The sequence below is a fragment of the Gallintestinimicrobium sp. genome (genome assembly GCF_046968865.1).
GTDB classification, from domain to species: Bacteria; Bacillota; Clostridia; order Lachnospirales; family Lachnospiraceae; genus Gallintestinimicrobium; species Gallintestinimicrobium propionicum.
This window is the reverse complement of sequence record NZ_JBKVPW010000006.1, coordinates 56439-69452: the sequence shown is the minus strand read 5'-3', so window position 1 is coordinate 69452 and position 13014 is coordinate 56439. Positions and strand designations below refer to the sequence as shown.

Sequence of the window (13014 nt, the reverse complement as noted above, 5' to 3'; positions counted from 1 at the left end):
TACGCCATGAAACAGTTATCTTTATTCCCGAAAGAAAATACCGATCCAAGACCACCGAAATCGATAGGCTGGAATCTGTGGCATGGATGCACTAAGGCCAGTACCGGATGCCTGCACTGCTATATGTACCGAAGGGATGAATCCATCGGAAAGGATCCTTCCATCGTACAAAAGACAGAAAACTTCGACCTTCCGATTAAGATCTTAAGATCCGGCAAATATAAAGGCAGATATAAGGTTCCCTGTGGTTCACACATCTGGACATGCTTTTCATCCGATTTCTTTCATGCCGATGCAGATGAATGGAGAGAAGACGCCTGGGATATGATATACGAACGTTCCGACTGTTCTTTCTTCATGATCACCAAGAGACCGGAACGGATCGCAGAACATCTTCCAAGGAATTGGGGCTATGGCTGGGAGCATGTCACAATAGCCGTCACCTGTGAAAATCAGGAAATGGCTGATAAAAGGCTCCCGGTATATCTATCTCTCCCACTCTTCCACCACTCCGTAATGATCGAACCGATGCTGACGGCCGTGGATCTGCGGCCATATATCGATGGATACCGCTCATCTGACGGAAGCCCTGTCATCAAGCGTGTATCCGTGGGCGGAGAATCCGGTCCCGGAGCCAGGATCTGTGATTATTCCTGGGTAGAAGCAGTTCACGCACAGTGCATCGAAAACGGGATAAGTTTCAACTACCACCAGACAGGAGCAAAGCTTATAAAAGACGGAAAGCTATACGACATACCCAGAAAACTGCAGCACACTCAGGCACATAAAGCAGGACTTGATACATAGTCCAAAGAAAGGAGGCCCGTCATGAGTACAACAGCATATCAGATCATCGCCGTAGACTTTGACGGAACCCTCTGCTACAGCAACTGGCCTGAGCTCGGCGAACCAAACAGACCTCTGATAGAATATCTGATCAATCAGAAAAGATCCGGCAACAAGCTCATCCTCTGGACCTGCAGAGCCGTTTTAATGTGTGGATGGATATCTGGTCATGGTATACGGTCCTGATTCCATAGAGTTCTTCGCATTCAGCCACAAAAGAAGTTAGTTTTGTGTATAACCGGGCCTGATTTTTCGTAATAGCCCGTTTCCATGCTTTTCGGATATCTCGACTTGAGTAGATTCGATTCATTGCTGCATAGATAACGAGTTTCAGCATCTGACGCGGCGTTGCCTGATTTTTTCTGATCCTGCCATAAGTTTTATATAGTTCAGAAAGGTCCATTTCCTCCACAAAGGCACTTACCAGACGAACTGGATCATCAGATGGAATAGAAATCTCTAAATCCAGCGGAAGTTTGATTTGATAATACAGCGAAAATGAGGTATAATCCCTCTGTATTATTTTGTTTAGTCGCATAAACTGATTATACCACGAACGCCGGGCTTTTCGAAGCTCGGCGTTTTGTGTTGGAATCGAGTAGGAGGCGGTGACTAACCGCCGTCCTCTCACAGCACCGTACGTACCGTTCGGTATACGGCGCTTTCAATAGTTGACGTGCACAGACTGATAGGCTGTGGCTAAATCATAAAAGCCACTGTTTATCAGTCTTTCTTTTGTCATGGCCTTCTTGACTGTCGTCAGATTGGCACAATACCAGTGTCCCCTTCGACAGTTTGCCGCCATGTTCGCATAGTATTCATGGACTCCCATTTTTATCAGATTTCTCTTCTTTGTTCTGGGCAATTTCCATTGTTTCCATATACACATACGTATTCTGTGATAAAGCCATCCGTTGATGTCATCTATGTTGTTCTTCATACTTGCGATTCCGTAGTAGTTAAGCCATCCCCTCGCATACACCTTGATTTTCTCAAGGCTTGGCTTGATTGACTGACATCGCTTACGGGAAGATAACTCCTTCAGTCTAGACTTAAACTTCTTCCATGACTTCGGATGAACTCGGACATAAATGCCTTTTCCGTTCCTTCCCAATGCAAAGCCAAGGAATTTAAAATTTCGGATTGCAAACACGCTGACAGTACGGCTCTTTTCTCGGTTGACTGTAAGTTTCAGCCTCTCCTCAAGATATTTTGTACTGCTTTCCAAGAGTCTCTCTGATGCCCGCTTGCTCTTTGCAAGAAGCACGATGTCATCGGCATATCTTATACATGGGACATCTCTTTTCAGGAATTCTTGGTCGAACTCATTGAGGTAGACATTTGCCAGCAATGGTGATAGATTTCCACCTTGTGGTGAGCCTTCCTCTGTGTCAATGACTACTCCGTTTTCCATTACACCGCTTTTCAGATAGCGCTTTATCAACTGTACTACACGTTCATCTTTTACATTCTTTCGGAGAAGATTGATGAGAATTTCGTGATTAAGAGTGTCGAAGTACTTTGACAGGTCAAGGACTACAGCAAATGTATAGCCTTGTTCTGCGTACTTCTTAACCTTAAGTATTGCATCTTTTGCACTTCTGTTCGGACGATAGCCATAGCTGCCTTCTGCAAACAGCGGTTCATAGATTGGCACTAACTGTTGGGTTATTGCCTGTTGAAGTGTGCGGTCTATCACTGTTGGTATGCCAAGCTTTCGCACACCACCATCTGGTTTGGGAATCTCAACTCGTCTTACTGGAGACGGAGTATACTTTCCACGATAAATGCGGTCGGTTATCTCTTGTTGATGTTCCTTTAAATATGGAAGAGCCTCCTCAATGGTCATGCCATCAATTCCTGGCGCTCCCTTGTTTGCCTTAACTCTCTTATACGCTCTGTTAAAGTTGTCTTTATACAGTATCGCTTCCAAAAGTCTCGGCTGTGCACTGTCTCTTTCTTTCCATATCCGATTGAATGACCTAGACGCTTTCACATACCCTTCATGTTCCGCATTATCTCTTTGCGAACAGCCATTGTTTTCAATGTTTTCTGCCATAGACGGTCATTCCTCCTTTCTCGGTCATACTCAAGACTCCTACTGATTCGGTCCTTCACCTCGAACGGAACTTGTTCCGTTTGGCTACTATGGCCTCTGCTGACTTCTGTGCGTTCAGCATTGCTTTATGCAATGGTTACCTCTTTCAAGGCGTACCGCACAGACCTCCCTAGGTACCACACGTTTCTTCCTCTCCATCCATCTGCCTCATTTATCATGCATGATTCCGTGTAGTTATTGGGCTTCAACTTGAATAGCAGTCTTACCCTCATGCATGACCTCATATGAGATTCCTGTTCGTCAGACCAGAGATTTGCCCGTGGGTTAGTAGGTTCCCCACATCCAGCTTCCTTCAGATTCCATCTCACGATGGACACCCTTGCTTTCGGCTATATCCTTCCCACTACCGGGCGGATTCGGGACTTTAACCCGTTAGAAACGTGCGCCGCTAGGCGCACTATATAAAATGAGCTGCCGCACGTTAGTGCGACAGCCCCTTTGTCTTTGGATTGAGGAATGGCGTTACGTATTTGCTCGAATTACGCAGCTGATGGATGATGCAATTCTGAATTTCCGTCTTGGGAAATACAGCCCCAATCGCCGCAGAGAATCCCGTCAGGTTATCCGTGCAGGCAATGAAAATGTCCTCCACGCCTCGTTTTTTAGCCCGTTGAGTACCGTTGCCCAGTACTTGGCACTTTCGTTTTCTCCTACCCACATCCCCAACACGTCTTTTTTAAGGGCACAACGCACATATCCTTGCTCACTCTTTTTTTCATTTTCTTGTTACGGTCTTTCGGGGCAACAGCCCCATCAAATCGCTTGTAAAGCGATTGTGTTTTCGAAAAAAGCATGATACGATATTGCCATAAGCAGTGATGTTGCAACACATAGCTACAATCTACAATAGTGAAAGGAGACGATCTCACCAATGCGATGCTCCCTTGTTTCCAACAAAATAATCCAAGCCCGTGAACGTTTGGGACTCACACAGCAGCAGTTAGCGGAAAAGCTTTGTGTAACCAACAAAGCCGTTTCCAAGTGGGAATGTGGCGTCACACTTCCTGACATCTCGCTTTTGGTGCCGCTATGCCGTGTTCTGGGTCTGACGGTGCAGGAACTGCTGGATGAATACGACGGCAAATTCGGTAATACCCCCGGCTGCCAGACCACGGAAGATCCTGCGCAGGACACGCTGTTTGCGGCGCAGCAGCACAGCCATTACCTGTATATCGATCTCAAAACCACCTCTACGGTGTCGCCCCATTTGTTTGGCCACAACCTGGAGCATACCAGAGCCAGCATCATGGATGGTCTCAGCGCCCAGATGATCCGCAACCGGAAGTTTGCCGGCGCTGCGGCGCGCAACGGCGTAGCGCTGGACTGGGAAGGCATCGGCGAATGCGTGTACTTTGCCAATGAACACCGCCTTCCCGGTAGCAACGCAAACGAAGCTTATGTATGTCATTACGCGCACAACGGCATGTGGCGGCGTAACGAATGTCAGTCCCAGATGATTCAGAACCCAATTCCGAATCAGGTGAGCGGTATCCGTCAAAAGGAGCTCTTCCTTCAAAAGGACAGGAGCTATCCGTTTGCCGTCGTTGTCAAAGTACAGCAGCCGCTGGATGTGCGCGTCGCGCTCACCAACGCCGATGGTACGCAGATTTATGCGGAAACCGTTTTTCCTGTTCAGCCCGTTCTAGCGAAGGAGGATGCACAGGAAGAGGTGGATGAATGGCAGCGCTTTGAGACGATTCTGACCCCCGGCGTCGACGATGCGCATGCCGTGATAAGCATTACCTACACGGAGCAGGCACAACTGCTCATCGGCGCAGTTTCCATGATGCCGGACAATCATTTCCATACCATGCGCAGGGACACCGTGGAAAAGCTCAAGGAAATCGGCGTGCGTCTGCTGCGCTGGCCGGGTGGCAACTTTGCCGGCGAATATCGCTGGCAGGATATGTTCCTGCATCCCGACAGGCGCGCTCCCATGGAGGGCTACATGGAAAATGAAACGCAGCCCTTTACACACGGCTATGACATGCATGAAATAGACACCGACGATTTTATTGCACTGTGCCGTGAGATCGGCGCGGAGCCCTTCCTCACCATCAATGCCGCCTGGGATTCCCCCGAAGTATGCGCCGCCTGGGTGGAATACTGCAACGGCCCTGCCGAGAGCAAATACGGCAGGCTGCGTGCCCAGCGCGGTCATCAGGAGCCCTACAATGTCAAATGGTGGTCGCTGGGCAACGAAATGGGTTATGGCCACATGGAGGGCGCAAATACGCCGGATGGATACGCATCGCTGGTGGAAACGCATGCGCGTGCCATGCTGAAGGTTACGCCGGATCTGAAATTTGTTTCTTCCGGCCCCTATCCGAATCAGGAGTGGGTAGATGTTTCCATCAAGAAGCTGGCTCCCATTGCGCCATACGTTTCTCTGCATACGTACAATTCAGTCCATTGGGACTTCACCTCTCCGGAGGGCATGGAGCGCTGCTATAACGAAATGATCCGCATGCCCATCCACAATCTAGGAATCCTGCGCAGGCTGCATGACATGCTCCCGGAAAAGACATTCATCTCCTACGATGAATGGAATCTGTGGAAAACATGGTGCCGCAATCCTTCCTCCATGGAGGGCATCTTCACTGCGCAGATGCTGCACATGTTCATGCATGAAAGCGAAAAACAGCGCATGCCCATGGCCTGCTACTTTGAGCCGGTTAACGAAGGCGCCATGCAGGTGCATCCGGATCATACCGAGCTGACGGCAACCGGTCAGGCCTTTGCGCTGCTCTCCCGGCATGCCGGCGGAAAGCTGTGTACGGTAGATGGTGTAGAAGACTTTGAAGTCGTTGCCACCATCGATGATCATCATGTGCTGACCCTGACGATGCTCAACCTGAACTGGCAGGAGGAAACTACTTACTCTCTGAATAAATGCGGAACAGTTCTGGAAAACAAGGTACTTCAGGCCGAAAATCTGTTGCCTGGTACCCCGTTTACGGAAAATCCCCTGATGATTCATGTCAAGGATGATATTATCAAGGCGAAGCTTCCACCCCGCAGCGTTGCCCGTATCAGTATTTCACTCGTCGAATAACATACACGGAATGCAAAAAGAATAAAAGGATAGAGCCTGTTCATTTTTCATCAGGCGTTTGAGAACGGGGGGGGGGCTGTCGCACTAACGTGCGGCAGCCCCGTTCATAATAATTCTTTCTCCATAGTCAGATAATGCAGCTAACCTAAACCAAAACAAAAAACTTCATAAACAACGTCATGGCGAAGCCCCCTTCGCTCTTTTGTTATGTCATTTTTTATTTCCAGCCCATTATACACTATTTCTGACGATTTGAGAAATTTCCTATAAAGCAAAAAAAGGACACCTTCCATTGGTATTTCTACCAAAAGAGAAGTGTCCCTTTATACACCTTATTTTTGAAAAATGCTCCTCAAAAATAATCAATATTTTACTTGTAAACAAATAAGTCAAACAGTTAAGAATCCATAGAGCTCCTTATTCTGTTTCCTTATAATCCATACATCATTATTTCAATCTATACAGCTCCAGGCCGTTTCATGTAGCTCCATGTCAATCCGTGGAACCACTTTTCCTGATTGGACGTCTATGACTACCAAACCGAACTCTTTTTTCTGGATTAGTACAGCTTTGCACCTGCCGGGATTCTGTCATTTACCATCAGAAGGTTCAGTTCCTCATGACCGTCTTCCTCGTGTACTGCTGAGATCAGCATACCTTCGGAATCCATTCCCATCATCTTTCTCGACGGCAGGTTCACGATAGCGATTGCTGTCTTGCCAACCAGTTCTTCCGGCTCGTAATACTCGTGAATACCGCTTAAGATCACGCGATCCTTGCGTTCTCCGTCATCCAATGTGAACTTCAGAAGCTTCTTGGATTTCGGAACTGCTTCACAAGCCAGGATCTTTACTGCACGAAAATCTGATTTTGCAAAGGTATCAAAATCTACCATTTCTTCAAAGATCGGCTCGATCTTCACGTTGGAGAAATCAACCTTCTCCGCCAGATCGGTTGCAGCAGCCTTTGCCGGTGCAGCCTGTGCTGCGTTGTTTGCGGCATTTTTCGCTGCACCCTGGCTCTTCATGGTCGGGAATAAAATTTTGCTCTCTCCATCCCGCCCCATGCCGCTCCGTAGTGCGCAAAATCCGCATAATTGCTGGGTTTTTGAAACTATTTATCATTCGTCCTGTGTCCTATTTGACCGTCCGCTTCACTCGAAAAGTTGTATAAAAATTGTAGTTGTTTGTAGGCATATTTTTTTGTGAAAAAGTGTGTCAGCTCCAAAATGTCAAAAATTGGATAAATTTTCCATGAAAAGGACTGGCACATTGTAGAGCCATGAAGAACATCCCTGATACTGTTTCTTTATCGCTTTTAGCCTATATTATAAGGTATCAATGCTAAAACTGCGGAAACCAGCAATGCACAAACTGCTTATTTGCAGCTCATACAAATATGAGTATACCCCCATCAGTTATTCAAGTCAACATTTTTCAGCGAACTACTTGTCTGCATAAAAAACTAGGAGGTTCACTATGCCAGAATACCAACTTCAAATCAAACAAGTGGTAGATTACCCACGATGCCGGATTTATCGTGAGTTCATCCACAAACTGATCAACGACCGGAGCATCCGCATAAACGGAGGCTCCGGCCTTTTTCATTTTACTGTACTTTGCAGCTATGCAAACTTCCGCACCTCATATCGCCGTATTGACGGGATCAGTTACACAGTCTCCCCCGGCGAATGGGTCTGCACCGTCAAGGAACTGTCTTGCTGGTTCCGCACCCGCTTTCATCGGCAGGCGCTGTCCATGCTGGATACCCTTCAGAAGCAGCACTTGATTTCCTATACACTGCTGGGCCGTGGCAATGTAGTCAAATATAAAATCCTCCACTGGGCCCGCCACAATTCCGCACTGGAGTACAATGCCCCTTGCCAAAAGGATACCGGTTTTTTCTTCCTGCCAGTCTCTGTTGCCCTGGAACTGGTCAGCTCTGCCCGCTGCTCTGAAATGGACATCGTTCTGGATCTGTGGGTATCCGCTGTCTACAACGATACGCAGGTGCAGGGGTCAGAGGTCGGTCCGGTAGCCTACTTTCGCAATGGTACAGGAAACCCGTTGGTCAGTTATACCGAACTCTCCTGCCGCTGGGGGCTGTCACGCGCTACCGTATGCCGGATACTGAAAAAGTTGGACGGTCTTGGGTATATCTCTATCATGTCGTTTCCCGGCCGGCATGGAAGCGTGATCTACCTGCAGAACTACCTGTCCACCATGTTTGAGATTTCCGATGTTTTAATCGACAAGGAGGAAGTTGCCATGACCTTAAACATTCATCTGGAGCTTCCGGAAACTGCTGAAACCGAAGAGAGCCATTCTATCTCTGAGCATGAGGTCATTGTTTCGGATGCACTTTCCAGCGTTTCAAAATCGCACATTGAAACGATACTCCGCAAGATGGCTGACATCCTATCTACGCAAGGGATTTCCTGCTTTTCTTGCCCACTCTCCCGCTATAAGTTATATCCCTTATCGGACGACTGCTGGGAAGAGTTGATTCCGCGTGCGCGAGGGAAATCTACAGTCCACTTTGGTCTGACCATCCTCTGCGGCACAAACACTTCAATCGCCACTTTTGAACTTACACTCACTCCCTCTGAGGAGCACGAAAATAGGAGGAACCTGAAATGAGAAAATTTGTTGAACCTGATGTTGCTGATAATCCCCTGTACCATGATACCTGGAAACTGCTGAAAAAATACCGGGATGTTGTGTGGAGCCTGGAGCTTTCTGTCCAGCATGTCCGCACCAAGTTTGAGATTGAGTATGGTACCTCCATTGAGGATTTTCTGGATTCAGTCTATCTGGCTGGCGCTGATTTGGCCGGAAGCGACATCGAGCATCATGCCAAATGCATTGAACGCAGCCACAAAATGCTCAAGCTGCTGGATTCCGCAATCGAATTGCTGCGTACCAAGCACAAAAACGGTGAGGCATATTACTGGTTGCTGTACTACTCCTTCCTCTCGCCGCAGCAGCTCAAAAATGTTGAGGAAATTATCGAGACCCTGCGACCGCATATCCGCGACATCAGTTTCAGAACTTACTACCGCAAACGCCGGGAAGCCATTGAAGCCCTCAGTTCCGTTCTTTGGGGCTATACCTCCAAGGACAGTTTAGACATGCTGGAGCAGTTCTTCCCAGAGCCAAAATCATCTTCCGGACAATCGGGCAAATAATTGGCACAATTCGGGAACAAAATTGGCATGGTTCTGCTCTTTCAGTGTAAATACCGATGTGTTAAACTGAATATGCTCAAACTTGCACCCAAAACCGAACAGGACAGTAACGGCACCTTTCATCAGGGTGCTTTTTTGCTGCCCAGATGGCCGCCCGGCCATTTGAAAGCCCACATTTGTTTTGACAGGTGTGGGTTTTTCTGTTCCCTATTGAGCATCAAAAAATCATTCAGAATTGGAGGATCGCAAATTGAAGAAAACGAAAACCCCTCAAACTCCGCAGCTTCAGGAGCCGGATACCCAGTCCAAGCGCAGGCTTTCGCTGCCCAAAGTGGCTTACAGCGCCTTCCTGTGTGTGATGATGTCCATGATATTCTGCCAGCCGGCTTATGCGGCAACAGATGTATGGACCAAGGCCAAAGAGATCATGCAGGATGTATACACCCAAATCCTTGCCATCTCCACTATCGCCGCCATCGTCACTGCTTCGGTAGCCTTGCTGCTCATGAACTTCTCCCGTTCCGGACGGACGGTGGATGAAAGCCGCGCCTGGCTCAAACGAATCTGTATCACCTGGGCTATCCTCAATGGCTTGGGCTTTATCATGGCGTATGTGACGCCGCTCTTTAGTGGCGGACAATGGACAGGCTGATTGACCGTCTGACTGCTCGCCGGAAAGGAGGCTTGCATTTATGGGCATTTTAGACGGCATAGTGGAATGGATCGCAGAACAGGTAATGGCCGGTCTTGATCTGGTGACCACATCGGTTTTGGGTGCGCTGGGCTGTGATATGGCTGTATTTCTGCGTTATTTTCCCGCAGCAGAGACTATGTACTCTGTTTTCGTGGCTCTGGCAATCGGGATCATCCTGCTCAACTGGGTCTGGCAGTTATTCAAAAACTTCGGTCTTGGCGCAGGTGTGGAAGCAGAAGACCCGGTAAAGCTGAGTATCCGTTCCGTTATTTTTATCCTGCTGACGCTCTTTTCAGATGAAATCGTCAATATTGTTCTTACCATCGGCGGCACCCCCTACCACTGGATCATGGAGTCCGACCTTCCTGCATTAAGCTTTGCAGACTTCAATTCCGTGATGCTGGTCATCATCGGTGTGTGTGCCAATGGAGCTGTGGCACTGATTACCTTGATTTTGGTTCTCATCCTGGCCTGGAACTACCTAAAACTTCTGTTCGAGGCAGCCGAACGGTATGTGCTGCTCGGTGTACTGGTCTACACGGCTCCTGTGGCTTTTTCTATGGGCGCCAGCCAGACCACAGCAAACATCTGGAAATCCTGGTGCCGGATGCTTGGCGGTCAAATTTTCCTATTGGTCATGAACGCCTGGTGCCTGCGCCTGTTCACAAGCATGGTGGGGTCCTTCCTTGCGAACCCGCTTTCGTTATAAGGAGGTCTTATCCTTGAAGAAACTCAAAAAATTTTTATTTGCGGCCTTTACAGTCGCAATTCTCTCCTGCCTGCTCTGCCAGCCGGCTTTTGCCGCTATCTCCGAAAGCGATGTGCAGGCTCAGGTAGACGCTGTGGGAAAAGAAGCCGTTTCCGGCAATGTGTTTATCTGGTTTCTCTGTGCTATCGGCTTTCTCAAAGTCGGTCAGAAAATCGATTCTTTCCTCTCCAGCCTGGGTGTCAATGTAGGACATACCGGCGGCAGCATGTTGGCTGAGGCTATGATTGCTGCCAGAGGCATCGGCGGCATCAAGAACTTTTCCAGTCACCACTTTGGCGGCGGGAGGAACAGCAGTTCCACCAATGTCAACGCAAACGGTGGTAAAGGCAGCGGCGGCTTTGGAGCAGGGTTTGCCAGCGGCGGTCTTGCTGGAGTGGTGAGCCGAAAAGTCACAAACAGCGCCATCAAAACAGCCACCACAACTCCCAGCTCCAAGCCCTCCGGTCTTGGCAGTCTTTTAGGCGATGCTGCAGCCGGAGGGATCGGCGGCCATATGTACGCTTCTTCCGTCAGTAAGGGCGGCAATTTTGCCAACAATGTAATCGGCAGCGTAGCCACTGGCAGTATCAGCCAAATGGGTTCCATTTCCGGTGAAAAAGCCGCCGAAGCCCTGCACTCTTACATGGGATACGCGGCACTGGAATCCGGAGCTGAAAATGTTCCGACCTTCCAGAATGTCGAAATCGGCGGCGGCCGCATCACCGGTACAGAAGTAACTGCAGAACATCCCGAAGGTATCTCCTTTGGTATGTACCACGCAGACCAATATGTTGCCCCGGAAGGCCAGTACACCACCGTTCATGCCGTGGATGGTACAGCATGGTATAAGCAGTACGCTGTGGATGCTGTTGACAAATCGCCCTATATGGCCCCTGACGGTTCTATCGCCTTCAACGAGTCCATTGTCAAAAAGCTGCCTCCAGCCCCGAGGAGAAAGGACAAGATATAAATGCCAGAAGATCAGAAAAGCGGTTTTTCCGAAGCTGTGGAGACCGGCGCCTCCGCAGCGCATACCATCCGCGGTGCAATCAAAACCGGAAAAGCTATTTCCTCCGCTGCCAAAGGCGCTGCCGCAGGCGGTCCTTACGGTGCAGTTGCAGGCGCAGTGTGGGCAGGTCGGAAGCATATCGGAAAAATCATTGTGGCAGTCATTGCCCTGCTTATGCTGCCGGTATTATTTGTTCTCATGCTCCCCGGTCTTATTTTCGGCGGACTGACCAATGCCTTTTCGCCATCTGACCCCGAAATTCCGATTTTGAATAGCGAAACAGCGATTATTGAGAACGCCAACGAGATCACCTTTACCCTCAACGGCATCTTGGGCGAGGCACTGGATGATGTACTTGCCCGGATCGAAGCTGACTTTGCGGCATCGGGAGCCGACCATATGGAGGTCAAAAATGCTTATTCCGGCGGGCCTATTTATAACGCCAACCTGTTTATTTCTCAGTATTGTGCAGCCAAAGACAAGGATTTTGAAAGCATTTCTCTAAATGACCTTGCCGCCACCCTGCGGGAAAACAAGCAGCATCTATATTCCTACACCAGCAAGCAAGAGATTCGTGAGAGCACCGTGACCGATCCGGAGACTGGGGAAGAAACAACAGAGCCAGAAACATGGATGGTCTATACTGTCCGTTACAACGGTGAGTCCTATTTTTCTGATGTTGTATTCCAGCTTACCGATGACCAAAAGGAGCTTGCAGCCGATTATGCCTCCAACCTAAGCCTGTTCTTGGGCGATGGTCTGCTGCAGAATCTGGAAGCGTGGACCGGAAACAGCATCACCTCTCTGGGCGATGTTACTTTCACCGATGGGATCACACCTGTTGTTTACTACAATCAGCTGGATGAACGCTATGCCGGTAAAGCCTATGGCACGGACAATATTGGCGGTTATGGCTGCGGCCCTACCGCTATGGCAATCGTGGTGTCCTCTCTGACAGACGATATGGTTGACCCTGTGGAGATGGCCGAGTGGTCTTACAACAACGGCTACTGGTGTAAAAGCAGTGGTTCTTACCATGCACTGATACCTGCCGCCGCTGGGGAATGGGGGCTTCCGGTTTCCGGCTGTACCACTGCGGAACCACAGCGCATCACAGACGCACTGGCTAATGGTAAACTGGTAGTAGCAATCATGTCTGAAGGCCACTTTACCTCATCCGGTCACTTCATTGTCCTGCGTGGCGTAAAAGACGGCAAGATCATGGTGGCTGACCCTGCCAGTTACACACGGAGCGAACAGCTCTGGGATCTGTCCATTATCTTAAATGAGGCCAGCCGGCGCGCTGGAGCTGGCGGTCCGTTCTGGATTATCGGCTGATGTGCCCGCCCGGCTTCG

The 13014-nt window shown here is 49.1% G+C and carries 10 protein-coding genes and 2 pseudogenes; 9 read left to right on the top strand and 3 right to left on the bottom strand.

The window, feature by feature from the left end; all coding sequences use genetic code 11:
* Positions 1 to 6: 6 nt before the first annotated feature.
* Together ACLTOQ_RS07035 and ACLTOQ_RS07030 are read left to right on the top strand one after the other, a co-directional pair.
* Positions 7 to 807 (top strand): DUF5131 family protein, encoded by an 801-nt coding sequence (locus ACLTOQ_RS07035; RefSeq protein ID WP_412319144.1) that lies wholly within the window; start codon positions 7 to 9, stop codon positions 805 to 807.
* 21 nt (positions 808 to 828) lie between these two features.
* Positions 829 to 1032, top strand: coding sequence for a hypothetical protein (locus tag ACLTOQ_RS07030; RefSeq protein ID WP_178004796.1), 204 nt, complete (start codon positions 829 to 831; stop codon positions 1030 to 1032).
* Between the two features lie 478 nt (positions 1033 to 1510).
* Here ACLTOQ_RS07030 and ltrA read toward each other — a convergent pair whose 3' ends face one another.
* Positions 1511 to 2905, bottom strand: a complete 1395-nt coding sequence (gene ltrA / locus ACLTOQ_RS07025; RefSeq protein WP_412318401.1) for a group II intron reverse transcriptase/maturase — start codon at positions 2903 to 2905, stop codon at positions 1511 to 1513.
* A 523-nt stretch (positions 2906 to 3428) separates the two neighbouring features.
* A pseudogene (locus ACLTOQ_RS07020) lies at positions 3429 to 3640 on the bottom strand (transposase); the annotation flags it as partial.
* A 196-nt stretch (positions 3641 to 3836) separates the two neighbouring features.
* Here ACLTOQ_RS07020 and ACLTOQ_RS07015 point away from each other — a divergent pair.
* Positions 3837 to 6020 carry a helix-turn-helix domain-containing protein gene (locus tag ACLTOQ_RS07015; RefSeq protein WP_412319143.1) on the top strand — a complete coding sequence of 728 codons (2184 nt, stop codon included), beginning with the start codon at positions 3837 to 3839 and terminating at the stop codon, positions 6018 to 6020.
* Between the two features lie 559 nt (positions 6021 to 6579).
* On the opposite strand, the pseudogene ACLTOQ_RS07010 reads toward ACLTOQ_RS07015, so the two are convergent.
* A pseudogene (locus tag ACLTOQ_RS07010) lies at positions 6580 to 7062 on the bottom strand (lysine--tRNA ligase); the annotation flags it as partial.
* Positions 7063 to 7498: 436 nt separating this feature from the next.
* Here ACLTOQ_RS07010 and ACLTOQ_RS07005 point away from each other — a divergent pair.
* The 6 genes from ACLTOQ_RS07005 to ACLTOQ_RS06980 all read left to right on the top strand — a co-directional run bounded on the left by ACLTOQ_RS07005 (position 7499) and on the right by ACLTOQ_RS06980 (position 12996).
* Positions 7499 to 8659: a hypothetical protein gene (locus ACLTOQ_RS07005; RefSeq protein ID WP_006873387.1), complete on the top strand. Its 1161-nt coding sequence runs from the start codon at positions 7499 to 7501 to the stop codon at positions 8657 to 8659.
* On the top strand, positions 8656 to 9207 hold the full coding sequence (locus ACLTOQ_RS07000; protein WP_006873388.1) for a hypothetical protein: 552 nt from the start codon (positions 8656 to 8658) through the stop codon (positions 9205 to 9207). Before ACLTOQ_RS07005 ends, ACLTOQ_RS07000 begins: the two co-directional genes overlap by 4 nt.
* Positions 9208 to 9457: 250 nt before the next feature.
* Complete coding sequence (locus ACLTOQ_RS06995; protein ID WP_173700504.1) at positions 9458 to 9859, top strand: fimbrial protein; 402 nt, start codon at positions 9458 to 9460, stop codon at positions 9857 to 9859.
* A 40-nt stretch (positions 9860 to 9899) separates the two neighbouring features.
* Positions 9900 to 10610 (top strand): hypothetical protein, encoded by a 711-nt coding sequence (locus ACLTOQ_RS06990; RefSeq protein WP_003499607.1) that lies wholly within the window; start codon positions 9900 to 9902, stop codon positions 10608 to 10610.
* 13 nt (positions 10611 to 10623) lie between these two features.
* Positions 10624 to 11619 (top strand): hypothetical protein, encoded by a 996-nt coding sequence (locus ACLTOQ_RS06985; RefSeq protein ID WP_215725544.1) that lies wholly within the window; start codon positions 10624 to 10626, stop codon positions 11617 to 11619.
* Positions 11620 to 12996 (top strand): C39 family peptidase, encoded by a 1377-nt coding sequence (locus ACLTOQ_RS06980; RefSeq protein WP_148336110.1) that lies wholly within the window; start codon positions 11620 to 11622, stop codon positions 12994 to 12996.
* Positions 12997 to 13014 lie beyond the last annotated feature (18 nt).